Consider the following 23,196-nt stretch of genomic DNA (forward strand, 5'->3'; position numbering starts at 1 on the left):
TCTAGGGGGTACGGCAATCCTCGATCTGGGAGTGAATGATGAACCTCGTTGTGTGGATCGCGGCCGGACTGCTGGCCGCGGTGGCTCTCACCGGCGGCATCAGCAAGACGTTCGTGCCCAAGGAGAAGCTGGCCGCGGTCCACGGCGGCGGATGGACGGAAAACGCGGGCGCCGGTTTCGTCAAGACCCTCGGTGTCCTCGAACTACTGGCCGCTGCGGGCTTGATCCTGCCCGCGGCGCTCGGCATCGCACCGGTCCTGGTGCCGGTGACCGCCGCCTGCTGGGTCGTGCTGATGATCGGCGCGATGATCACCCACGGCCGGCGCGGTGAATCCGGGCTCGTGATGCTGAACCTGGTCTATCTCGCGCTCGCCGCGTTCATCGCGTGGGCTCGCTTCGGCCCCGAGTCCTTCACCGGTTGACCGGTCGAGCCATGACGTGCCCACGGCACCCGACCGCACACGACGAGACGGCTGGAACCAGCCGAGCGTCGTGTGCGGTCACCCGATCCAATGCCTCGGATCCTGTCCCGGTCGGTCAGTGGCTGCCGGCGAGTTCGCCGCTGAGTTTGCCGTGAAGCTGGGCGCTCGGGTCGTTGAGTCCGACGATCTCGACGGTCTTGCCACGCTGTTGGTACTTGGTCTCGATGGCGTCCAGCGCGGCGACGGAGGAGGCGTCCCAGATGTGAGCGGCACTGAGATCGATGACGACCTTGTCCGGATCACCTGCGTAGTCGAACTGGGTGACCAGGTCGTTGGAGGAGGCGAAGAACAGCTCGCCGGTGACGGTGTAGATGACGCTGGTGCCGTCGGGGTCGGTGACGGCGGTGACTTCGGCGAGGTGGGCGACCCGCTTGGCGAACAGGATGACCGCGGTGACGGAGCCGACGACGACGCCGATGGCGAGGTTGTCGGTGACCACGACGCAGACCACGGTGATGGCCATGACGGTGATCTCTCCGGCGGGCATCCGCTTCAGGGTCTTCGGGGCGATGGAGTGCCAGTCGAAGGTCGCGAAGGACACCATGATCATGACGGCGACGAGTGCGGCCATGGGGATGTCGGAGACGACCGGGCCGAAGGCGATGCACAGCATCATCAGGAACACGCCCGCGAGGAAGGTGGACAGGCGGGTGCGGGCGCCGGACACCTTCACGTTGATCATGGTTTGGCCGATCATGGCGCAGCCGCCCATGCCGCCGAAGAAGCCGGTGACGACGTTGGCGATGCCCTGCCCGATGGACTCGCGGGTCTTGGAGGAGTGGGTGTCGGTGATGTCGTCGACGAGTTTGGCCGTCATCAGGGACTCCATCAGCCCGACCAGGGCCATCGCGAAGGCGTAGGGCGCGATGATGGTCAGGGTTTCCAGGGTGAACGGCACGTCCGGCAGGCCGGGCACCGGCAGTGACGACGGCAACTCACCCTTGTCGCCCACGGTGGGGACGGCGATCCCGGCCCCGACCGTGATGGCGGTCAGCGCCACGATGGACACCAGCGGTGCGGGGATCACGGTGGTGAGCTTCGGAAAGAGCACCATGACGACCAGGCCGCCGACGACCAGCGGGTAGACGGGCCACGGCACGTCGTGCAGCTCGGGCACCTGGGCCAGGAAGATCAGGATGGCGAGGGCGTTGACGAAGCCGACCATCACCGACCGGGGCACGAAGCGCATCAGCCTGGCCACGCCCAGCGCCCCGAGCGCGACCTGGATGACGCCGGCCAGGATCACGGCGGCGACCAGGTAACCGAGGCCGTACTCGTGGTTGAGCGGGGCGATGACCAGCGCGATCGCCCCGGTGGCGGCGGAGATCATCGCGCGGCGACCTCCGACGACCGAGATGACCACCGCCATCGTGAACGAGGCGAACAACCCGACCGCCGGGTCCACACCGGCGATGATCGAGAACGAGATCGCCTCGGGGATCAGCGCCAGCGCGACGACCAGACCGGCCAGCACCTCGGTACGCCAGACCTTCGGCTGGTTCCACCAGTCGGGAAGCACGCCGCGACGGCGGGAAACGGGGATTTCCACGGAGGAAGACGCGGAAGAAGACACAGAAGCGGTACCTGTCGTGCTCGGGCACGTCCACGGGCAGGCCGGGCGTGCGGGGAAGGAACGGAGAGAGGCGCGGAACACCGGATCGGCGCTCCGCACGAATCGGCCCACACGAGCGGGCCGGAAAACGTGAGGACGCAGACAACTGGGACGGCGGCACGAGCCGCTCACGTCCCGGGCGGAGCGTTATGGCGGGCAGGCCGAAGCGCTGGGCACCATGGACACGCGCACGCTGCTCTCCTGCGGGACTCGAATTCCGCCGGGGGCGCCGTCGGCCCCGGCACGACCACGGGTGGGCTTTGCGACTGTGCACCACCCGTCGAGACGGCCCACAGCCGTCCCTCGACATCACCAACCCTACCTTCTCGTTCGGTCAGGCAAGGAAGGGACTGGACCAGCTCACGTCACCCCGCCGAGCACGTCATCGAGTTAGCCCACCCGACGGGGCACGTGAGGTACGTGTCCGAACCTTCACGGGTGGGCGGTCGCGTGAGCGGCCGGAGTCCCGCCGGGAACGGCTGGAGCCGGAAGCGGTTCCCGGCGGACGGGAAGTGCGAACACGCGTGCGCAGCCTGCGGACACGACGTTGGGGTCAGGCCAGGGAGAGCGCGATGCCGTCGAGGATGTCGTGTTCGCTCACCACCAGCGGGTCGGCGGGGCCGCCTCGCTGGGCGATCTGCTCGGCGAGCACGCGCACGATCAGCCCACCGCCGCCGATGACGTCCACCCTGCCGGGATGGATGACGGGGTTCGCCGCGCGCGTGGCGTGGTCGGAGACCAGCAGACCGGCCACCACGACTTCCAGGTCCGCGCGGGCGAGCGTCGACAGGTGGGTGCGCTCGGAGTCGTACTCGGGCAGGTTCTGAGCGATCGCCGACAGTGTCGTGACGGTGCCCGCGACGCCGATCCACCGGTTCGCCTTCGACACGTCCACGGCCTCGAACGCGGGCTCCAGCGTGCGCGCGACGAGCTCCTCGGCCTCGGCGATCTGCTCGGCCGTGGGTGGGTCCGACCGCAGGGTGCGCTCGGTGAGCCGCACGCAACCGATGTTCACCGACCGCGCCGCCCACACGTCGGCTTCACGGCCGTCCCACGTGCCGAGCACCAACTCGGTGGAGCCTCCGCCGACGTCCACGACCAGGAACGGCCCGTCGTCGGCGTCCTGTTCCCCCACCGCACCGGCGAACGACAGCCGGGCCTCCTCGTCTCCGGTGATCACTTCGGCCTCGGTGCCGAGCAACTGCTTCGTCATCGAGAAGAACTCGTCGCGGTTGCTCGCGTCGCGGGTGGCCGAGGTCGCCACCATGCGTAGCCGCTCGACTCCCTTGCGCCGCGCCGCGACCGCGTACGCCTTGAGCGCCTCCCGGGTCCGTTCCAGCGCCTCGGGGGCGAGCCTGCCGGTGGCGTCGACACCCTGACCGAGCCGCACGATACGCATCTCGCGGTGCAGGTCCCGAAGGTCGACGCTCCCGTCGTGGCGGTGCGTCAACTCGGCGACGAGCAGGCGGATGGAGTTGGTTCCGCAGTCGATGGCAGCTACCCGTGGCATGCCAGCAACCCTAGTCCTCGTCCGCGCCCTGTTCCTTCGTGGCCGATGTCTGCTCCGCCCCGGCCGTGCCGTCTTCCGGACTCTCCTCGTCCTCGCACGGCGGGTCGGTCGGGTCCGCCTCGTCCGTGGGATCGGCGGTCTCCCCGGTGGACGAGGCGGAGTCCGTGGTCGTCCCGGTGGACGAGGTCGGCTCCGTGCTGGGCTCCGGCGACTCCGTGGGCGTGCTCTCGCCGTCGCCGGTTTTCCCTTCGTCACCATCCGGATCGCAGTCGCCCGGTTCCGTTGTCGGCGGGTCCTCCGGGTCGGTCGGTGGGTCGGTCGGATCAGTCGGATCCGTGGTCGTCGGATCCTCCGGCTCGGTCGGCGGCTCGGTCGGATCAGTCGGATCCGTGGTCGGCGGATCCTCCGGCTCGGTCGGTGGGTCCTCCGGGTCCGTCGGTTCCGTGGCCGGGGGGTTCGTCGGCTCAGTTTTCGGCGGCGTGGAGCCGTCGTTCTCGTCCGGCGTTCCCGGATCGGTCGACTCTTCGGGCACCGTCTCGGAACCGCCCGGCGACGGCGCGGACGGTCCGGACGGCTTCGGTGGCTCGGACGGCTCGCGACCGCCTGACGGTGGCTGAGCCCCCGAGGACACGTCGTGGCTCTGTCCCGCACCGTGGGCGAGCAGGGTCTCCGGCACGGCCGCGGGCAGCTCGCTGTCGGGCAGCGCCATCACACCGTTGCGGTAGGCCTTGGCCCAGCGGATCACCGTGTCCACGTACGCCCACGAGTTGTTGTAGCGGTAGACGGCGGTACGCAACTGCTGGGAGTCCGACAGGTCGAACCCACCGGAGCAGAGGTAGCGTCCGGCCGCGAGCGCGGCGTCGTGGACGTTGTTGGGGTCGGTGACACCGTCGCCGTTGCCGTCGGCGGCGTAGTGCCTCCAGGTGGACGGGATGAACTGCATCGGGCCGACCGCGCGGTCCCACGTCGTGTCACCGTCGTACCGGCCACCGTCGGTGTCGGCGATCGCGGCCACGTTGCCCTTGCCGTCGAGCACCGGACCGAGAATGGGTTCGAGCGTGTCACCGGCCGTGTCGACGTATCCGCCTCGGGCGTGGTTGGACTCGATACGGCCGATGCTGGCGAGCAACGCCCAGTCGAGGTTGCATCCCGGGTACTCGGCGGTGATGCGCGCGGCGGCGCTTCGGTAGGCGTCGAGCACCGACTCCGGGATGCCGAGGGAGCTCTTCACCGGCTCGTCGTGCACCCGCAGTTCCTCGGGCGTCACCGCTTCGGGCAGGCTGCCGTCCACCGACGTCGGGTTCAGCTCGGAGGGTCTGCCACCCGCGAGCGGTGTGGACGCGGTCCGGTCCTCCGTGAGGCCGAGCCACCGCGCGGTGCTGTCGCTGACGACGAGGGCGGGAAGTACGGCCAGAGAACCGCTGAGCACCGCGATCGTGGCCTTGCGCCTGACGCCGGCACGCCCGGCCGCGCCTGTCCCTCCGCCAGCACCCAAGATCGAACCCTCCCGCCGACCACACGAGTCGTTCCGGGGCACAGCCTGCCGCAAACCCTGTGGACGTTTCACCCCCTCGGGAGTAGATCAAACGCGGATTACCCCGGATGGACTAACGCGACTGCGCACAATCACCGAGCGGCCACCCTTCCTCGCGCAACAAGCGGAGAGTCTCGTCACCGAAGGGGTTCACACCAATACCGCAAGCAAGCGTGTGCGCGAGGTGGACGTGCAGGCACTTGACACGCGTCGGCATACCTCCCGCGGTCACCTGGTGGCCCAGCGGCTCGATCGCGTCGCGTTGCGAGAGGTACGACTCGTGCGCCTGCCGGTACGCCTCGGCGAGTTCGGCGTCCTCGGCCAGCCGCGCGGTCATCCCGCGCATGATCCCGGACGCCTCCAGCCTGCCCACCATCGACGTCAGCGTGGGGCACGTCAGGTAGTACAGGGTGGGAAACGGCGTGCCGTCCTCGAGGCGAGGGCTGGTCTGCACAACGGAGGGGTGGCCGCTGGGGCAACGGGCCGCGATCGCGCGCAACGCCCGAGGCGGCCTGCCCAACTGTTGCCTGATGACCTCGCGGTCGGTGTCGGTCACCGGCTCGAACTCGATGGGACTCACCTCTCCGTCACACTGTTCCACAACATCTCGTACCAGGGCTCGGGCTCGGCGGGCCGGTCGTCGGCAGCGGAGCCCTGCCGGGCCCGGCTGTCGGGGAACTGCACGATGTACGGCGTCTCCCCCGGCATCACGTAGCGCAGCCTGCGCCGTGCCTCCGCCTCCACCTGCGCGGGGTCCCGCAGTTCGGCACGCCGTTTCTCGAGCCGGTCGACCTCGGCCTCCAGCTCCGCGACCTCACGCTCCTGCGCGGCCACGTCCGCCCGCTGCGACAGGTACGTGCGCAGCGGGACGGCGATGGTGAAGGCCAATGCACACACCACGATGGCCACGAGCGCGGCTCGCCGAGTGGTGGACAGACCGAGCGCCTTGGCGGCGTCGGCCACCCGGCCCGCCCCGAGGCGCCGCAGTCGAGCCACCCGGCGTTCCCTGCTCGTCCGGCGCGGGCGGCGGGGGACGGAACGAACTCCCTTGCCTCCCCCTCGCCTGCTCCGGGACCTGCCCCGCTCGGCCACGCCGATCAGCCCTCCGGGTTGAACCTCGGGAAGGCGAGCTCACCCGCGTAACGCGCCGCGTCGGCGAGCGTCTCCTCGATCCGCAGGAGCTGGTTGTACTTGGCGACGCGCTCGCTGCGGGCGGGCGCGCCCGTCTTGATCTGGCCGACACCGGTCGCGACGGCGAGGTCGGCGATCGTGGTGTCCTCGGTCTCGCCGGAACGGTGGCTCATCATCGACTTGTAGCCGCAGGACGTCGCGAGCTGGACCGCGTCGAGAGTCTCGGACAGGGTGCCGATCTGGTTCACCTTCACCAGCAGCGCGTTGGCCGCGCCTCGGGAGATGCCCTCCTCGAGCCGGTCGGGGTTGGTGACGAACAGGTCGTCACCGACGAGCTGCACGCGCCGGCCGAGCTCCGAGGTCAGCTGCACCCAGCCGTCCCAGTCGTCCTCCGACAGCGGGTCCTCGATCGACACGAGCGGGTAGGCGTCGACCAGCTCGGTGTAGTAGGCGGCCATGTCCGCGGCGCTGCGCTTGCTGCCCTCGAAGGTGTAGGTGCCGTCGGAGAAGAACTCCGTCGCGGCGACGTCGAGAGCCAGCGCGATGTCCTGGCCCGGCCGGTACCCGGCCTTCTCGATGGCGGTGAGGATCAGGTCGAGCGCCTCGCGGTTGTTGGGCAGGCTCGGGGCGAACCCGCCCTCGTCGCCCAGCCCGGTGGCCAGGCCCTTGCTCTTCAGCACCGACTTCAGCGCGTGGTAGGTCTCGGCACCCCAGCGCAGCGCCTCGCGGAACGACTCAGCGCCGATCGGCGCGATCATGAACTCCTGGATGTCCACGTCGGTGTCGGCGTGCGCACCACCGTTCAGGATGTTCATCATCGGCACGGGCAGCACGTGCGCGTTCGGACCGCCGAGGTAGCGGAACAGCTCCAGCTCGGCGGAGTCGGCCGCCGCCTTGGCCACGGCCAGCGACACACCGAGGATCGCGTTCGCGCCGAGCCTGCTCTTGTCGGGAGTGCCGTCGAGGTCGAGCAGCTTCTGGTCGACGATGCGCTGTTCGACGGCCTCCACGCCCACGAGGCTGGGGCCGATCTCGTCGCACACGGCCGCGACCGCACGTTCGACGCCCTTGCCGTTGTAGCGCTTCGTGTCACCGTCACGCAGCTCCACGGCCTCGTGCTCACCCGTCGAAGCGCCCGAGGGCACCGCGGCCCTCGCCAGCGTGCCGTCGTCGAGGGCGACCTCGACCTCGACCGTGGGGTTGCCACGCGAGTCCAGGATCTCCCGCGCGCCTACCTGCTCGATAACCGCCACACTCAGCTCCTCATCCGGTTGTCGCCACTGCATGGCCCTCACGGACGCACCACGCCGTCGGGGCACGGCCGACGGTTTTCAGCCTAGCCGTCCACGGCGCCACGACGGAGTCAGGTCGACGCCCCCAGGGCCGTCAACCCAGGTCGGAGTTGTTCCGCGACCCGTCTCCGAGAGCGGCACCGTTCGCACCGGTCCGCCCTTCCGAAGTGTCGTCGGCACGGATCTCCTGCCAGCCGACGGGCAGGTCGACGGTGTCGGAGACACGCTGCCAGAACGTCCAGCTGTTGCCGCCGACGTCCTGCACCGTGAACAGCCGCGCACCGTAGGGCTGGTCCTGTGGAGTGGTGAGCTCCACAGATTCGCCAACCGCCTCCCGCACCCGCTCGTACTGGGCGTCGACGTCGTCCACGTACACGACGTTGAGCTGCCCGACCGGCCCGTCGACCCCCTTGGCTTCCCAGTAGGTGGAGTCGACGGCGGTCACCTGCACCTCCGCGTCGCCCGCCAGCAACGTCGCCTGGAACACCTCACCCGCGGAGTCGACGTAACGCACCTTCTCGCGGAAGCCGAACACCCGCGTCAGCCACTCCACGGCCTCGGTGGCGTCGGTGTAGTACAGGTACGGCGCGAGGCCGAGATACCTCGGGACTTCGTCGCTCATGACGTGCAAGTCCACCACATCGGTGTTTCCCGGTTTCACTGCCCCGCCGGATCGCCGCCGCACGTGTTCGCCTCCTGCGGTATCGGCCGCTCGGGGTCGAAGTACTCGGGTGGGCGCCTGCCGCCCGGCGGGCCCGGCCTGTCGGCCTCGGTGTAGGCGGGCGCGAGCAGCCCTTCGTCCGCGAGCGGACCGCACGCGATCGAGTAGGCGAGTACCTCGGCCGTTTCGAGCGAAAGTCCCTGGTCACGCTCGTACCAGCCCTCGCCCTGGCGTACCGCGAACTCGGTATCGGCCCGGTAGGCCGCCACGATGTCGAGCGGAACCACTGTCTGATCCGGGTCGGGGGCGTCGAAGGCGTAGGCGAAGGTGTACCGCGTACGGATGATCAGCTCCCCGGGGTTGGCGCCCGCTTCGGCGGTCATCTCCCCCTTCACCTTCGGTTCCACGGGCAACAGCGACACCGACGGGTCGAGACGCGTGGCGACGCTGAAGGGCCACGTCTCACCCTCGAACCGCTTCTCGGCCCAGGCGCGCGCACTGGGCGCGAGCAACGCCAGGTACGCCTCTGTGTCGCCCTCCTCCAGCATTCGTTCGTCGAGGCGGGAGGTGACGAGTGCCTGCTTCACCGCCTCGTACGCGTCGGCCACCTGCTCGGCCGTGAACTCGCCGACCGCCGTGGCCTTCGGGGGAACGATCCCGTCGGCCCCGTCCGGCCAGTCCTGCGCCGGGGTCTCCAGAAACGGCCGTTCCAGGTCGACACCGCCACTCGCCGGCTGATCGGCATGTGTCCCCGGAGGCGACGCGGGACGCAGTGTGTCGACGAGGTAGATGCCGCCCGCGGCCAGCAGACACACCACCACGGCCCCCGCCCACGCCTTCCGGTGAGGGCTTCGCGGGCGGCGCGGCCGACGAGCCAGCGCCGACCGCCTGCGAGCCCGGCGCGCCTCCCGCCGCGCATTACGCTCCGCCGTGCGCGCCCAGTCCGGATCCCGCAGGTCGGGATGGTCGAACACGTCCACGGGATGCACCTCTCCATTCGGGTGAAAAAGACATCCGAGCATTGACGGCGGCGCGGTCGGTTGTCAGTAGAAGCAACCTGATGAAGACCGTTTCGAGACGAAAGAGAGAGTCGGCAGAGCGCTCGCATCCGAGTACCGTCGATGGACGATGGCTGACGAAGCACCCTCACCACACGTGGCCGGAACCCCCTCCGGGCACGAACGGCTGGCGGCGTTCCGCCGAGCCGAGGAGCTGGTGCGCCGGCGCCCGCTCGAAGCGCTCAAGGTCCTGCGGCCGCTGCTCGACTCCGACGCCGACAAACCGAGCGTGCAACTGCTCGCAGGCCGGGCGTACTTCCACTCGGCGCAACTGGGCCGCGCCGAACGCGCGCTGAGCCGGGTCGTGGAACTCGATCCGTCCGACCACTACGCGCGGTTCGTCCTCGGCAGGACGTTGCAGCGGCTCGGCAGGCTGGTGGAGGCACTGGCCCAACTCCGCATGGCCACCGCGATGAACCCGATCCCCGAGTACCAGGACGCGCTCGGGCAGGTTTCGGCGCGCCTGGCGTTGAACCGCGAGGACTAGCCGGCCTGGATCGGCTGGGGATCGGTCGGGGTCCACTCAGCCCTGCGGCCAGAACCGGCGCCAGCCGTCGGCGTCGAGCGCGGTGGGGTCCATCCCGTGCTCACGGGCGGTCTGCTCGGCGGCGCGGACCTTCGCCGCGAAGTCCTTCGCCGTGGCTCGAAGTGCTCCCTCGGGATCCACCCCGGCCCTCCGTGCGGCGGCGGCGACGCGGAACAGCTTCGAGCCCTCGTCGCTGCCCGACGGAAACAGGTCGAACGGCAGCCCACGGCGCCCCGTCCGCTGGCCGAGCTTGCCGGCCAGCGCCGTCGCGGGCTGACCGAGGGGCACGCCGTCGACGATGGAGGCGCGCTGTTTCTCGGCCTGTTTGAGCTGCTCCCAGCGCTGCTGCTGGTGTTCCGGGGTGTGCACCGTCTCCGCGCCGGTGAACACGTGCGGATGCCGGTTGACGAGTTTGGTGACGAGTTCGTCTGCGACCACGTCGATGTCGAAGGGGTCGGTGCCGTGCTCGGCGGCGACACGCGCGTGGAACAACACCTGCAGCAGCACGTCACCGAGTTCCTCGCGCATCGCCGCGCGGTCGCCCTCCTCGATGGCGTCGAGGAGCTCGTAGGTCTCCTCCACGAGGTACTGCAACAGCGACTCGTGAGTCTGCGCGGCGTCCCAGGGGCAGCCGCCCGGAGAGCGCAGGCGATCCATGACCTCGGCGGCCCGCACGAGTGGCGGCACGGGGGTCTCGACGACCGTCGCCCCACGGCGGACGAGTTCAGCCGCGCCCGGCTCGTCGGCGCTCGTGGCCACCAGCACGACCCTCGGGGTGCGCACGAGTTCCTCCGGACGCGGCGCGGCCTTGGCGTCGAGCGCCACCCGGGTCGCCTCCGGCAGATCGGCTGCCGCGTAGACCGCCTCGGCAGCTCTCAACGCGGGCCACGCCGCGGCAGGCAGGACTTCCGGTACCGCAGGCGACACCAGCACCACCGTGGCCGCCGTGGTCGGAAACGACGTCATGGCTGCACAGTACGGGACTCCCACTGGTAGCCGGTCACCTCGTCCTCGCTGGGCGCCAGGGCGAGACCCGCGCTGTCCCAGACGCCGAAGCGCGGGTTGACCTCCACTCCGAGCTCGTCGGCGATCGGCTGGAGCTGCCGCAGCCCCACCCAGTACAGGAGACGAGGGTCGACCTGCTGCGCGGCGGGCTGCCCGGTGCCCTCCCCCACGGTGCGTTCCTTGATCAGGGCCACGAGCCAACCCACCTGCTGCTGGCTGGGCTGGATCACGACGACGGACCCCTCCTCGGCACCGAACACCGCGCTGATCGCGAGCTCCGGATCCTGGACCAACGCCTCCGACAGCGACATCCGCTGGTCGACCACCTGGTGGCCGGACTCCCGCACGATCGCCTCGACGTCGGCGGGGTCGGCCGCGATGCGCCTGCCCAGTTCGCGGGCGGTCTCGGAGTCGGTGGCCTCGACGCTCGACCCCGTGACCATCGCGCCGACGTAGTGAACGGTCACCCGGTCCTGGTACGCCGCGCCGAGGTCCTCCAGCAGCAACTGGTCACGCGCCACCGTACGCACTCGCGAGGGTTCCACGGCGATGTTCCTGGCCGCGGCCTCCAGACCACCGCTGCCCTCCACGAGAGCGTCCACCTCGGTCTCGTCGACGCGCAGGTTCTCCCGCTGCCGCGCGACCGTGAGCAGCTCGTGCACGACCCTGCTGCGCACGATCTCCCGGCTGATCTGGTCGACCTTGCGTTGCTGCTGGGCCTGCTGGGCCTGCGGCGCGTTGTCGAGCAGCCACTGGATCTCGGCCTGCACGTCGTCGAGCGCGATGGTGCGCTCCCCGACGACGGCGGCGGCGTTCACCGTGCTCGGTCCCGAGCCACACGCGGTGAGCACGAGCGCGGTGACGAGGGTCAGGGCGAGGCCGAGGGAGCGCCGGAGGGTGCTGGAGCGGCCGGAGTGCCGGCGGATGGTCCGAATCACAGCGCGTACTTTCTCACACACCCCACACGGCACCGCAAGACCACGTGACCACCCACGCGTGTCCTCGTCTCACGCCGTCTCACGCCCCGACGGCGGCAGGCTGCTTCGTCAGCGACCGGACGAACGTGGTGCACCAGTCGAGCAGGGCCTCGTCCCGCAACACCGGTGCGCCGATACGGCCGCCCGCGGGCCCTTCGGTGGGCCGGGGCACCGACACCGTGCTCGTCACGGCCTTGAACACCGCCTTCGGGTACAACCGCTTCAACCGCACCGTCTGCGACTCCGCCAGCTTCATCGGCGCGAAACGGATGTTGTTGCCCTGCACCGTGACCTCGGTGACGCCCGCCTCGCGGCACACCTGCCGGAACGCGGCCACCGCGAGCAGCCGCTCCACCGGCGCGGGCAGGCGTCCGTAACGGTCGAGCAGCTCCTCCCTCACCGCGTCGAGCTCGGCCGTGTCGGCCGCCGCCGCGATCTTGCGGTACGCCTCGAGCCTCAGCCGCTCGCCCGGTACGTAGTCGTGCGGGATGTGCGCGTCCACCGGCAGGTCCACCCGCACCTCCGTCGGAGCGGGCTCCTCCTCGGCCGCGCCCGCGCCCGCGTGCTTGCGGAACACGTCCACGGCCTCGCCCACGAGCCGCACGTAGAGGTCGAACCCGACTCCCGCGATGTGGCCGGACTGCTCGGCTCCGAGGATGTTGCCCGCGCCCCGGATCTCCAGGTCCTTCATGGCCACGGCCATACCCGCGCCCAGCTCCGTGTTCTGGGCGATGGTGGCCAGCCGGTCGTGGGCGGTCTCGGTCAACGGCTTCTCCGGCGGGTACAGGAAGTAGGCGTATCCGCGCTCGCGACCCCGTCCAACGCGGCCACGCAACTGGTGCAGCTGCGCGAGCCCGAGCAGGTCCCCCCGCTCCACGATCAGCGTGTTCGCGTTCGAGATGTCCAGCCCGGTCTCCACGATCGTGGTGCACACCAGCACGTCGTACTCGCGTTCCCAGAAGCCCTGGATGATCTGTTCGAGCCGGTGCTCGTTCATCTGGCCGTGCGCGGTCACCACGCGCGCCTCCGGGACGAGTTCCCGGATCCGCCGGGCCGCCTTCTCGATGGACGACACCCGGTTGTGCACGTAGAACACCTGACCGTCGCGCAGCAGCTCCCTGCGGATGGCCGCCGCCACCTGCTTGTCGTCGTACGCGCCGACGTAGGTGAGGATCGGGTGCCGGTCCTCGGGCGGGGTGAGGATGGTGGACATCTCCCTGATGCCCGCCATGCTCATCTCCAGCGTGCGCGGGATCGGGGTCGCCGACATCGTCAGCACGTCCACGTGGGTGCGCAGTGCCTTGATGTGCTCCTTGTGCTCGACACCGAACCGCTGCTCCTCGTCGACGATCACGAGCCCGAGGTCCTTGTACCGGACCCCGGACTGCAACAGCCGGTGGGTGCCGATGACGATGTCCACCTCACCGTCGGCGAGACCGTTCAGTACCTGCTCCGCCTCACTCGGGTCGGTGAACCGTGACAGACCCTTGATGGTCACGGGGAACGAGCGCATGCGCTCGGAGAACGTCGTCAGGTGCTGCTGGGCGAGCAGCGTGGTGGGCACCAGCACCACGACCTGCTTGCCGTCCTGCACGGCCTTGAACGCCGCCCGCACGGCGATCTCGGTCTTGCCGTAGCCGACGTCACCGCAGATCACCCGGTCCATCGGCACGCCGCGCTCCATGTCCCGCTTGACCTCGTCGATGGCGGCGAGCTGGTCGGCCGTCTCGGTGAACGGGAAGGCGTCCTCCAGTTCCCGCTGCCACGGGGAGTCCGCGCCGAAGGAGTGACCGGGCGCGGCCTGCCGGGCCGCGTAGAGCTGCACGAGTTCGGCGGCGATCTCCTTGACCGCCTTGCGGGCCTTGGCCTTGGTCTTCTTCCAGTCGGAGCCGCCGAGCTTGTTCAGTGTGGGCAGCTCACCGCCGACGTAGCGCGACACCTCGTCGAGCTGGTCCGTCGGCACGAACAGCCGGTCGCCGGGGTGGCCGCGCTTCGACGGCGCGTACTCCAGCACGAGGTACTCGCGCGTGGCACCGCCGACCGTGCGCCGCACCATCTCGACGAACCGGCCGATGCCGTGCTGCTCGTGAACCACGTAGTCGCCCGACTTCAGCGCGAGCGGGTCGACGGCGTTACGCCGCCGCGACGGCATCTTGGTGTTCAGGTCCACCCGCGCCCGTCCGGCCGTGGCACCGCGGCCGGTGATGTCGGCCTCGCTCAACACGACGAGCGCGCTGCCCGACGCCACGAACCCGTCGGTGATACCGCCACAGGTCACCGTCACCACGCCGGGCTTGGGCTCGGCGGTCAGACCGTCCGTGGCCAGTGTCGCGGGAACCTCGGCGCCGGAAAGCTGTTCGACGGCGCGCTTCGCCGTACCGGGACCCGCGACCACCACCACGGCGGCCCCACCGGCGGCCGTGTGGGCACGCAGGTCGCTCGCCACCCGGTCGAGTTCACCGCGGTACGCGGGCGCGGCCTCGACGGCCACGTGATGGGCCTCGTGCTCGCTCGTGAGCTGTGACAGCGTCCACCAGCACCGCTTCGTGTCCGTGGCATGGAGCCGCACCTCGTCGAGGTCGCGGTAGGCGGAGGCACCGAGGTCGATCGGCGCCCTGCCGCCGTCGGCCGCGCTCGTCCACGACGCTTCGAGGAACTCCTGACCGGTACGCACGAGGTCGGCCGCCCTGGCGCGGATCTTCTCCGGGGCGGTGAGCACGACGTGGGTGCCCTCCGGCATGGCGTCGGTGAGCAGTTGGAGCTCGCCCTCACACAACACCGGGATGAGGGCCTCCATGCCCTCGCACGGGATACCGTCGGCGAGCTTGGTGAGCATCTCCGACAGTTGTGCGTCGGCCTCGTGGACACGGGCCAGTTCCGCCGCGCGGGCCTTGACGTCCGGGGTCAGCAGCACCTCCCGGCACGGCGGTGCGACCACCTCGGACACCTCACCGGGCAGCGACCGCTGGTCGGACACCGCGAACGCGCGGATCTCGCTGACCTCGTCACCCCAGAACTCGATACGGTGCGGGTGCTCCGCCGTCGGGCCGAACACGTCGAGGATCCCACCGCGCACGGCGAACTCGCCGCGCTTCTCCACCATGTCGACACGGGTGTAGGCGAGTTCGACCAGCCGGTCGAGCACGCCCTCGAAGTCGCTTTCCTCCCCCACCCGGAACTCAACGGGGCTCAGGTCGCCGAGGCCGGGCGCCATGGGCTGGATCAGACTGCGCACGGTGGCCACCACCACGCGCAGGCCGCCGTGGTCCGGGCGCGCGAGCCTGCGGAGCACCTCCAGCCGCCTGCCGACCGTGTCGGCCCTCGGCGACAGGCGCTCGTGCGGCAACGTCTCCCAGGAGGGGAAGTCGGCGACCGCCTCCGCACCGAGCAGGCTGACGAGCGCGGCGGTCAGCTCCTCAGCCTGCCGCCCCGTGGGGGTGACGGCCAGGACGGGCCGGTCCGCGCCCTGCTCGGCGGCGAGCGCGGCCACCACGACCTGGTGAACGGCGCCGGGACCGTCCAGATCCAGTAGTGGGGCCCCCGCACGTTCCACGACACCACGCACGGCGGGATCGGACAGCAGGGCGGACAGCAGCCCGGAGAGCGACCCGGACGGCGAGCCTTTGGGCGATTCGGTCACGGACGTGTTCTTCCCCTCGACACGAGACACACCCCTGCCCGAGGTGACGGGGTACACGGGGCTTTCGCCTTTCCAGGGTACGGGTCCCGCTCGGACGGCGATCGAACGCGCACCGGGGCAGACTGACCCCATGCGCGTCCCCGCCCTCCGCCTCACCTGCCTCGTCCTGCTCACCGTCGCGGGCACGGTCCTCGCGGCCTGCGGAGTCGACCCCCGAAGCGACGCCTCGGGAGACCACACCACCTCCCGGGCGGCACCGGACGGGATGACGTTGCGGGTGGAACAGGTCGCCGAGGGCCTCGAACACCCGTGGGACGTCGGCTTCCTGCCCGACGGGGCGCTACTGGTCACCGAACGTCCCGGGCGGCTCGTGCTGGTCGACGACGCGGGCGCACACGGGGTCGAGGCCGACCTGTCGTCGGTGCACGCGGAGGGCGAGGGCGGGTTGATGGGGCTGGTCGTGCACCCCGACTTCGCCTCGTCCCGGCTGTTCACCACCTGCCAGACCCACCAGCGCGACGGCAGGGCCGTCGACGTCCGGCTGGTCACGTGGCGCCTGGCGGAGGACCGTCGCAGCGCCGCCCACGTGCGGAACCTCGTCACCGGACTGCCGGTCAACGACAGCGGCAGACACTCCGGTTGCCGTCCCACGCTCGCCGCCGACGGCAGCCTGCTCGTCGGCACGGGCGACGCCGCGAACGACCCCTCGATCCCGCAGAACCGCGCCAGCCTCGGCGGCAAGGTGCTGCGCGTCGACCTGCACACCGGCCGGGGAGTGCCCGGCAACCCGTTCGCCTCCTCCCGCGACGCCGACGAGCGGCGCGTCTACACCTACGGCCACCGCAACGTGCAGGGCGTGGCGGTGCGACCCGGCACGGGAGTGGTGTACACGACGGAGCACGGTCCCACCGGGTTCGACGAGGTCAACCGCATCCGCCCCGGCCGCAACTACGGCTGGGACCCGTCACGCGGCGGCTCCAACACCGAGGACTACGACGAGGACGTCCCGATGACCGACCTCCAGCGGTTCCCGGACGCGGTGCCACCGCTGTGGACGTCGGGTGAGTCGTCCACGGAAGCGCCGTCGGGGGCGGCGTTCGTGTCGGGCCCGCAGTGGGGGCGGCTGAACGGGGCACTCGCGGTGGTTGCGCTGCGGGGGCAGAAGATGCTGCTGTTCGTGCTCGACGACGCGGGCGAACAGGTGCGAGAGGTGGTGTTGCCCCAGGAGTTCGACGAGCGGTTCGGCCGTCTGCGCGGGGTGCGCTCGGCGCCCGACGGCGCCGTGTACGTCACGACGTCGGACGGCGAGGACGACGCCGTGCTGCGCGTGACACCGCAACGCCCCTAGCAGCCGTGCGGGAAGTACGGACACGCGTACGCAGCCTGCGGACACGAGACGGGGCGTCCCGTCAGGAACGCTTGAGCCGCAGTTTGGGCTTGTGTTCGAGGTTGGAGAGGCCGTTCCAGGCCAGGTTCACCAGGTGGGCCGCCACCTCGTCGCGCTTGGGCTTGCGCGCGTCGAGCCACCACTGGCCCGTGAGCGCCACCATGCCGACCAGCGCCTGCGCGTACAGCGGCGCGAGCTTGTCGTCGTAGCCACGCGCGTCGAACTCCTGCGCCAGGATGTACTCCACCTGGCTGGCGATGTCGTTGAGCAGCGTGGAGAACGTACCCGTGGAACTCGCCACCGGCGAGTCGCGTACGAGGATGCGGAACCCGTCGTGGCAGTCGTCGACGTACTGGAGGAGCGCGGCTGCCGCCTGCTCCAGCAACTCGCGGGGATGACCGCCGTGCAGCGTCGAGACCATGCGGTCGAGCAGCACCCTGGTCTCGCGGTCGACCACGACGGCGTAGATGCCTTCCTTGCCCCCGAAGTGCTCGTACACCACCGGCTTCGACACGTGGGCCCGGTGGGCGATCTCCTCCACCGACGTCCCGTCGAAGCCCTTCTCCGCGAACAACGACCGCGCGACGTCGAGCAACTGCTGCCTGCGTTCGGCTCCGGTCATGCGGACGCGAGTCACCGGGCGGTCCGAACCGACCCCGGTGACCACGTCTCGTTTCGCTCGTCGTCTCGCGGCCACCGAGGCAGCCTAGCCCGGTGACCGCGAGACGGCTCAGCAGGACGGGAGGTGCTTCCCGCTGCGGCGACTACTTGCCTTCGACCGCGAGCTTCGCCAGGCGGGTGGGAGTCGGCCAGCGCACGTTGTAGGCCCAGCCGAACTTCTCGAAGAGCCAGATCAGCCGCGCGGAGATGTCGATCTGGCCGCGCTTGACGCCGTGCCGGGCGGACGTCGGGTCCGCGTGGTGCAGGTTGTGCCACGACTCGCCGAACGAGAAGATCGCGAGCGGCCAGAAGTTGGCCGACCGGTCCCGTGCCGCGAACGGCCGTTCACCGATCATGTGGCAGATCGAGTTCACCGACCAGGTCACGTGGTGCAGCACGCACGCGCGCACCAGTCCGGCCCAGAAGAAGGCGGTGACGGCACCCCACCACGACCACGTGATGAGGCCGCCGAGCAGAGCGGGAAGCGCGAAGCTCAGCAGCGTCCACAGCCAGAACAGGCGGTCGACGCGGCTGATGGCCTTGTCCTTGAGCAGGTCGGGCGCGAACCGCTCGGCGTTGCTGCGGTCCCGCTCGAACAGCCAGCCCATGTGGGCGTGCCAGAAACCCTTCGCGATGGCCATCGGGGAGGTGCCGAACAGCCACGGCGAGTGCGGGTCGCCCTCCTTGTCGGAGAACGCGTGGTGCCGCCTGTGGTCGGCGACCCACGTGATGACCGGGCCCTGCAGGGCCATGCTGCCCGCGATGGCCATGACCACCCGCAGCCATGGCTTGGCCTTGAAGGAACCATGGGTGAAGTGGCGGTGGAACGCCACGGTGATCCCGAGTCCCGTGATGGCGTAGAAGAGAACGAACAGCCCGACGTCGACCCACGTCAAGCCCCATCCCCAGGCGAAGGGGACGGCGGCGACGAGCGCGGCCAGCGGGGCGATGACACCGAAGTAGACCGAGAACTGCACGCCCGCGGAGCGCTTGCCGTCGAGGATGGGTTTGGGGCCTCGCGCGGGTTTCGCCGCGGATTCGTCGAGAGTGGCCGTCATACGCTTCACTTCTTTCCACGAGAATCGGCAAGGTGACCCTTACCTACGTTTCCGTAAGTTACGGTACAGGAGGTTTCCTCGTGTCGGGAGAGGCGAAACGTCGCTTGGACGCCCCTCGGTGAGTACCCGATTCCGCACTGGCTATCCTGACCAGGCGCGATCCGCCGTAGTGTAATTGGCAGCACTTCAGATTTTGGTTCTGACAGTCCAGGTTCGAGTCCTGGCGGCGGAGCGAAGGTGGCTCCTGACGTGCCAGGAGATGCCTGAAGGGGGTGGGGGCGGCTGCACGGGGGCAACGTGGACGGCGAGCGGCATCCGGCGTTGGGAGACATGTCCGACGCCTGGGTACTGGGCCGTGCCCGTGAACTCATCGCTGCCGTCCAGCGCACGGACCACGCCGAACAGCTCCGCGTCACCGAGACCCTCGACGAACTCCTCGAGGAGACCCGCCGTCGCGGCGAGCCGACGCTGGTGGCCCACCTGCTCAGAGCGGCCGGACTCGCGCGCCTCGTGACCCGCGGCCTCGCGGACGAGGCGGAGCCGCTGCTCGACGAGATGCTCACGCACACCCGGCGGCACGGGCTCGCGCTCCTGCGCGCCGACGCGCACGCCCTGCGGGGCAGGCTGCTGGTGCTCAGGGAGCAGGAGGACGCCGCGCTCACCGAGATCGCGCGCGCACTGGCGCTGCTCGACGACGTTCCCGCACCCGAGGTGCACCTCGGCAGGCGCGCGTGGGACCGGCTGCTGGCGTCCGCGCTCAACGACTGCTGGATCGTGTTGAACCAGCTCGGCGTGTACGAGGCGGCGGAGGAGGTCATCACCCGCGCCCATCAGGCCATCCGGGACAGCGCGGGCCCGCACGAGATCACGCTGCAGTTGATGAACCGCGTGAAGATGCTGCTGGGCTGGGGGCTGCGTCTGGAACGCGTCGGCCGCACCGAGGAGGCGGGTGAGAAGTTCCGCACGGCGGCGTCCATGACGATCGCGGTGGAGGCGTCGTTCGCCGAGTCGTTGTTCCCGCGCAAACCCGGGGTGCCCGCCGTGGAGCAGGTGGGCGTCCTGGCGGCGTCGCTGGCACTGGCGGCCCCGGCCGCGGCGCACGTCGAGCGACTTCGCAAGCTCACCGGCGAAACGGGCTATCCGCACGAACAGTTGCTGGTGACCATCGCCCTCGCACGCTGCCTGGTCGCCGACGGCCGCGAAGCCGAGGCGATGCGGACGTTGCTGGAAGCACGCCACACCGAGGCCGAGGACACGTCGCAGCCGTCGATGCGCCTGAACCTCCTCCGGGAGCTCACCACGCTCAGCGGCGGCCTCGCGGACGACACGGAACGGCAGAGCGACGCCCCCTCGCCGGACGAGGACCCCATGCGTCTGCTTCTCGACTACGCCACGGCGCTGGAGGACGAGCTGTGGTCCATGCGCGAGTCGCAGATCGCCACGCTCAACACGCGCAGGGAGCACGAGCGCCTGTCGGCGGAACACGGCGCGATCACGCAGCAGGCCATGCAGGATCCGCTCACCAGCCTGCCCAACCGCCGGGCACTCGACGAGCGCCTGCGCGCCTTCGCCACCTCGACGTCCTCCGAGCCGCTCTCGGTGGCGCTGGTGGACCTCGACGGGTTCAAGGACGTCAACGACCAGCACTCGCACGCCGAGGGCGACGCGGTACTGCGCGTGGTGGCGAGCACGCTGCGCGACGCCCTCCGCGCCGACGACATCGTGGCGCGCTACGGCGGTGACGAGTTCGTGATCCTGCTTCCGAAGGCGTCGATGTCCGCGGCGACCCAGGCGCTGACGCGAGCGGTGAAGGCCGTGGCGTCGCTACCCCGGCACCTGTCCCACGGCGTCACGCTCTCGGTGGGCCAGGTGTGCCTGCGCGCGCAGGAGAGCGCCGAGGAGGTGTTGTCGCGCGCCGACGCCGCGATGTACCAGGCGAAGCGCCGGGGCGGCAACCAGATCGCGTCGAGCCCGGCGGGTGAGGACGGCTCGGTCGAACGTGGCGCCACCCACTCACAGGGGACCGACCCCACGGCGCAGGCAGGAGGCCACCCGTAGGATCGTGGGCCGTCGGACATCCCCTTCCATCCCCGAGGAGTGCCGTGACCGGCCCGCTGAGCACCGTCATTCTCGCCGCGGGTGAGGGCACCCGCATGAGGTCCAAGCTCCCGAAGGTCCTGCATCCGATCGCGGGGCGACCGCTGGTCGAACACGCGGTCCGCGCGGCGGCCGGACTCGACCCCGACCAGCTCGTCGTGGTGGTGGGGCACGGCAGGGAGGCGGTCCGCGACCACCTCGCCCACGTGGAGAACGTGCTGGGCCGCCCCGTCACGTGTGCCGTGCAGGAGAACCAGAAGGGCACCGGCCACGCCGTGTCGTGTGCGCTCGCCGCGTTGCCGTCGGCGGCGTCGGGCACCGTGCTGGTGACCTACGGCGACGTCCCGCTGCTGGACACCGACACGCTGTCGGCGCTGCTCACCGAACACCGCGAACGCGGCAACGCGGTCACGGTGCTGACCGCGGTCGTGGACGACCCCACCGGCTACGGGCGGATCGTGCGTGACGACGCGGGAGAGGTGACCGGCATCGTCGAGCACAAGGACGCCGACCCCGACCAGCGCGCGATCACCGAGATCAACTCGGGTGTCTACGCCTTCGACACGGCGGTACTCGTCGACGCGTTGTCACGGCTTTCGACGGACAACGCGCAGGGTGAGCTGTACCTGACCGACGTGCTCGGAATCGCACGCGGCGACGGCCGCGGCGTCGGCGCGCTCGAGGTGGGCGACCCGTGGCTCACCGAGGGCGTCAACGACCGGGTGCAGCTCTCGACGCTCGGCGCGGAGCTGAACCGGCGCATCGTGCGGCGCTGGCAGCGCGCCGGGGTCACGGTCGTCGATCCGGCCACCACGTGGCTCGACGCGGACGTCGAACTCGCCCCCGACGTGGTGTTGAGGCCGAACGTGCAGCTCCACGGCCGCACGACGGTCGGCGAGGGCGCGGAGGTGGGCCCCGACACGACGCTCACCGACGTCACCGTGGGACCCCGCGCCAGGGTCGTACGCACCCACGGCAGCGGCGCGCTCCTCGGGGAGGGCGCGGAGGTGGGCCCGTTCGCCTACCTGCGGCCCGGGACGAAGCTCGGTGAGGGCGGCAAGATCGGCACGTTCGTCGAGACGAAGAAGGCCGAGATCGGCCGCGGCACCAAGGTGCCGCACCTCACCTACGTCGGCGACGCGACCATCGGCGAGTACAGCAACATCGGTGCGTCCAGTGTGTTCGTCAACTACGACGGGGTCGAAAAGCACCACACCGTGGTGGGCTCGTACGTCCGCACCGGCTCGGACACGATGTTCATCGCGCCGGTCACAGTGGGGGACGGCGCATACAGTGGTGCTGGGACGGTGATTCGTCGCAACGTTCCTCCGGGTGCGCTCGCCGTGTCGGGGGCACCACAACGCAACATCGAAGGCTGGGTGGTCAGGCGCAGGCCCGGCACACCCGCGGCGGAGGCAGCGGAGAAGGCGCTCGCCGCACAGCAGGAAACCGAAACCGACGGGAAGTCGCCAGAATGAGCCCGAAATCCGGCACGCCGAAGAAGAACCTCATGCTCTTCGCCGGCCGTTCGCACGTCGAACTCGCCGAAGAGGTCGCGAAGCACCTCAACGTGACGATCACCCCGCAGACGCTGCACAGTTTCGCCAACGGCGAGATCTACGTCCGCTTCCAGGAGTCCGTCCGCGGCACGGACGCGTTCGTCCTCCAGAGCTTCTCCCCGCCGATCAACGAGTGGATCATGGAACAGCTCATCATGGTGGACGCGCTCAAGCGCGGAAGCGCCAAGCGCATCACCGCGATCGTGCCGTTCTACCCGTACTCGCGGCAGGACAAGAAGCACAAGGGCCGCGAACCCATCTCGGCGCGGCTCGTCGCCGACCTGTTCAAGACGGCGGGCGCCGACCGCATCCTGACGGTGGACCTGCACACCGCGCAGATCCAGGGTTTCTTCGACGGCCCCGTCGACCACCTGCACGGGCAGAACGTGCTCGCGAAGTACATCAACGAGAACTACGGCCACGAGAACATCGCCGTCGTGTCGCCGGACTCGGGCCGCGTGCGGTTGGCGGAGAAGTGGGCACAGCAGCTCGGTGACCGGCCGATCGCGTTCATCCACAAGACTCGCGACCCCGACAAGCCCAACCAGGCCGTGGCCAACCGCGTCGTCGGTGACGTGAAGGGCAAGCTGTGCGTGCTGATCGACGACATGATCGACACCGGCGGCACGATCACCAAGGCCGCCGACGCGCTCAAGGAGGAGGGCGCGGCGGATGTCGTGATCGCCTCCACCCACGGCATCCTGTCCGACCCGGCCACCGAACGCCTCGCGAAGGCGCCGGTCAGGGAGGTCGTCGTCACCAACACGCTGCCGATCCCGGAGGAGAAGCGCTTCGCGAAGCTCACGGTGCTGTCGATCGCGCCGCTGCTCGCCCGCGCCATCCAGGAGGTCTTCGAGGACGGCTCCGTGACGAGCCTCTTCGACGGCAGCGCGTGAGCCGACCGACGTCCCGTCGCTTCCACCGAAGGCCACCGTCTCCCGGGCGGTGGCCTTCGGGCTTTTCCGCCCACCGTCGGTAACCGCCGGGTGCTGTGAACGGGTCGGATC

19 protein-coding genes and 1 tRNA gene are annotated in these 23,196 nt (G+C 70.1%); 7 read left to right on the plus strand and 13 right to left on the minus strand.

Annotated elements, in window-relative coordinates:
• Window positions 1–38 precede the first annotated feature (38 nt).
• Window positions 39–422: a DoxX family protein gene (locus tag SACCYDRAFT_RS20945; RefSeq protein WP_005459216.1), complete on the plus strand. Its 384-nt coding sequence runs from the start codon at window positions 39–41 to the stop codon at window positions 420–422.
• 115 nt (window positions 423–537) lie between these two features.
• On the opposite strand, the gene SACCYDRAFT_RS20950 is transcribed toward SACCYDRAFT_RS20945, so the two are convergent.
• The 8 genes from SACCYDRAFT_RS20950 to SACCYDRAFT_RS20985 form a co-directional block, all read right to left on the minus strand.
• Window positions 538–2,001: a SulP family inorganic anion transporter gene (locus SACCYDRAFT_RS20950; protein WP_005459217.1), complete on the minus strand. Its 1,464-nt coding sequence runs from the start codon at window positions 1,999–2,001 to the stop codon at window positions 538–540.
• 646 nt (window positions 2,002–2,647) lie between these two features.
• Complete coding sequence (locus tag SACCYDRAFT_RS20955) at window positions 2,648–3,604, minus strand: Ppx/GppA phosphatase family protein (RefSeq protein WP_005459218.1); 957 nt, start codon at window positions 3,602–3,604, stop codon at window positions 2,648–2,650.
• Window positions 3,605–3,614: 10 nt separating this feature from the next.
• Window positions 3,615–5,099 carry a lytic murein transglycosylase gene (locus SACCYDRAFT_RS20960; protein WP_005459219.1) on the minus strand — a complete coding sequence of 495 codons (1,485 nt, stop codon included), beginning with the start codon at window positions 5,097–5,099 and terminating at the stop codon, window positions 3,615–3,617.
• Window positions 5,100–5,211: 112 nt separating this feature from the next.
• Entirely contained in the window at window positions 5,212–5,718 is a 507-nt protein-coding gene (locus tag SACCYDRAFT_RS20965; protein ID WP_232283721.1) for a DUF501 domain-containing protein, read from the minus strand.
• A complete protein-coding gene (locus tag SACCYDRAFT_RS20970) occupies window positions 5,715–6,230 on the minus strand; it encodes an FtsB family cell division protein (protein ID WP_005459221.1) in 516 nt (171 codons plus the stop codon). Before SACCYDRAFT_RS20970 ends, SACCYDRAFT_RS20965 begins: the two co-directional genes overlap by 4 nt.
• Before the next feature lie 5 nt (window positions 6,231–6,235).
• A complete protein-coding gene (gene eno / locus SACCYDRAFT_RS20975; RefSeq protein ID WP_005459222.1) occupies window positions 6,236–7,522 on the minus strand; it encodes a phosphopyruvate hydratase in 1,287 nt (428 codons plus the stop codon).
• A 133-nt stretch (window positions 7,523–7,655) separates the two neighbouring features.
• Complete coding sequence (locus SACCYDRAFT_RS20980) at window positions 7,656–8,183, minus strand: VOC family protein (RefSeq protein WP_043537451.1); 528 nt, start codon at window positions 8,181–8,183, stop codon at window positions 7,656–7,658.
• Window positions 8,184–8,218: 35 nt separating this feature from the next.
• Entirely contained in the window at window positions 8,219–9,202 is a 984-nt protein-coding gene (locus SACCYDRAFT_RS20985) for a hypothetical protein (RefSeq protein ID WP_005459224.1), read from the minus strand.
• Window positions 9,203–9,350: 148 nt separating this feature from the next.
• On the opposite strand from SACCYDRAFT_RS20985, the gene SACCYDRAFT_RS20990 reads away from it, so the two are divergent.
• A complete protein-coding gene (locus tag SACCYDRAFT_RS20990; protein WP_005459225.1) occupies window positions 9,351–9,767 on the plus strand; it encodes a tetratricopeptide repeat protein in 417 nt (138 codons plus the stop codon).
• A gap of 36 nt (window positions 9,768–9,803) precedes the next feature.
• On the opposite strand, the gene SACCYDRAFT_RS20995 is transcribed toward SACCYDRAFT_RS20990, so the two are convergent.
• The 3 genes from SACCYDRAFT_RS20995 to mfd all read right to left on the minus strand — a co-directional run bounded on the left by SACCYDRAFT_RS20995 (window position 9,804) and on the right by mfd (window position 15,428).
• Window positions 9,804–10,772, minus strand: coding sequence for a MazG family protein (locus tag SACCYDRAFT_RS20995; protein ID WP_005459228.1), 969 nt, complete (start codon window positions 10,770–10,772; stop codon window positions 9,804–9,806).
• Window positions 10,769–11,749: a SurA N-terminal domain-containing protein gene (locus SACCYDRAFT_RS21000; protein ID WP_005459229.1), complete on the minus strand. Its 981-nt coding sequence runs from the start codon at window positions 11,747–11,749 to the stop codon at window positions 10,769–10,771. Before SACCYDRAFT_RS21000 ends, SACCYDRAFT_RS20995 begins: the two co-directional genes overlap by 4 nt.
• Window positions 11,750–11,828: 79 nt before the next feature.
• The gene (gene mfd / locus SACCYDRAFT_RS21005; protein WP_043537452.1) at window positions 11,829–15,428 is read right to left on the minus strand and encodes a transcription-repair coupling factor; all 3,600 of its coding nucleotides are present in this window, start codon (window positions 15,426–15,428) and stop codon (window positions 11,829–11,831) included.
• Window positions 15,429–15,558: 130 nt separating this feature from the next.
• Between mfd and SACCYDRAFT_RS21010 the strand changes: the two genes are divergently transcribed.
• Window positions 15,559–16,776 carry a PQQ-dependent sugar dehydrogenase gene (locus SACCYDRAFT_RS21010; protein WP_005459231.1) on the plus strand — a complete coding sequence of 406 codons (1,218 nt, stop codon included), beginning with the start codon at window positions 15,559–15,561 and terminating at the stop codon, window positions 16,774–16,776.
• A 61-nt stretch (window positions 16,777–16,837) separates the two neighbouring features.
• Here SACCYDRAFT_RS21010 and SACCYDRAFT_RS21015 read toward each other — a convergent pair whose 3' ends face one another.
• Both SACCYDRAFT_RS21015 and SACCYDRAFT_RS21020 read right to left on the minus strand, forming a co-directional pair.
• On the minus strand, window positions 16,838–17,437 hold the full coding sequence (locus SACCYDRAFT_RS21015; RefSeq protein WP_052309217.1) for a TetR/AcrR family transcriptional regulator: 600 nt from the start codon (window positions 17,435–17,437) through the stop codon (window positions 16,838–16,840).
• 142 nt (window positions 17,438–17,579) lie between these two features.
• Window positions 17,580–18,533, minus strand: coding sequence for an acyl-CoA desaturase (locus SACCYDRAFT_RS21020; protein WP_005459234.1), 954 nt, complete (start codon window positions 18,531–18,533; stop codon window positions 17,580–17,582).
• A 160-nt stretch (window positions 18,534–18,693) separates the two neighbouring features.
• Here SACCYDRAFT_RS21020 and SACCYDRAFT_RS21025 point away from each other — a divergent pair.
• The 4 genes from SACCYDRAFT_RS21025 (at window position 18,694) to SACCYDRAFT_RS21040 (ending at window position 23,085) form a co-directional block, all read left to right on the plus strand.
• A tRNA-Gln gene (locus SACCYDRAFT_RS21025) sits at window positions 18,694–18,765 on the plus strand.
• A gap of 98 nt (window positions 18,766–18,863) precedes the next feature.
• Window positions 18,864–20,591, plus strand: coding sequence for a GGDEF domain-containing protein (locus tag SACCYDRAFT_RS21030; RefSeq protein ID WP_198284948.1), 1,728 nt, complete (start codon window positions 18,864–18,866; stop codon window positions 20,589–20,591).
• Window positions 20,592–20,635: 44 nt separating this feature from the next.
• Complete coding sequence (gene glmU / locus SACCYDRAFT_RS21035; protein WP_005459238.1) at window positions 20,636–22,108, plus strand: bifunctional UDP-N-acetylglucosamine diphosphorylase/glucosamine-1-phosphate N-acetyltransferase GlmU; 1,473 nt, start codon at window positions 20,636–20,638, stop codon at window positions 22,106–22,108.
• Entirely contained in the window at window positions 22,105–23,085 is a 981-nt protein-coding gene (locus SACCYDRAFT_RS21040) for a ribose-phosphate diphosphokinase (protein ID WP_005459240.1), read from the plus strand. The genes glmU and SACCYDRAFT_RS21040 overlap by 4 nt, the downstream gene beginning before the upstream one ends.
• Window positions 23,086–23,196: the final 111 nt, after the last annotated feature.

The sequence above is a fragment of the Saccharomonospora cyanea NA-134 genome, assembly GCF_000244975.1.
Classification (GTDB): domain Bacteria; phylum Actinomycetota; class Actinomycetes; order Mycobacteriales; family Pseudonocardiaceae; genus Saccharomonospora; species Saccharomonospora cyanea.

Excerpts from the sequence above, each read along its gene's own strand:
- SACCYDRAFT_RS20945 (WP_005459216.1), top strand. The coding sequence starts at position 39 with ATGAACCTCGTTGTGTGGATCGCGGCCGGACTGCTGGCCGCGGTGGCT.
- SACCYDRAFT_RS20955 (WP_005459218.1), bottom strand. The coding sequence starts at position 3,604 with ATGCCACGGGTAGCTGCCATCGACTGCGGAACCAACTCCATCCGCCTG.
- SACCYDRAFT_RS20980 (WP_043537451.1), bottom strand. The coding sequence starts at position 8,183 with ATGAGCGACGAAGTCCCGAGGTATCTCGGCCTCGCGCCGTACCTGTAC.
- SACCYDRAFT_RS20990 (WP_005459225.1), top strand. The coding sequence starts at position 9,351 with ATGGCTGACGAAGCACCCTCACCACACGTGGCCGGAACCCCCTCCGGG.
- SACCYDRAFT_RS20995 (WP_005459228.1), bottom strand. The coding sequence starts at position 10,772 with ATGACGTCGTTTCCGACCACGGCGGCCACGGTGGTGCTGGTGTCGCCT.
- SACCYDRAFT_RS21010 (WP_005459231.1), top strand. The coding sequence starts at position 15,559 with ATGCGCGTCCCCGCCCTCCGCCTCACCTGCCTCGTCCTGCTCACCGTC.
- SACCYDRAFT_RS21015 (WP_052309217.1), bottom strand. The coding sequence starts at position 17,437 with ATGACCGGAGCCGAACGCAGGCAGCAGTTGCTCGACGTCGCGCGGTCG.
- SACCYDRAFT_RS21020 (WP_005459234.1), bottom strand. The coding sequence starts at position 18,533 with ATGACGGCCACTCTCGACGAATCCGCGGCGAAACCCGCGCGAGGCCCC.
- SACCYDRAFT_RS21030 (WP_198284948.1), top strand. The coding sequence starts at position 18,864 with ATGTCCGACGCCTGGGTACTGGGCCGTGCCCGTGAACTCATCGCTGCC.
- SACCYDRAFT_RS21040 (WP_005459240.1), top strand. The coding sequence starts at position 22,105 with ATGAGCCCGAAATCCGGCACGCCGAAGAAGAACCTCATGCTCTTCGCC.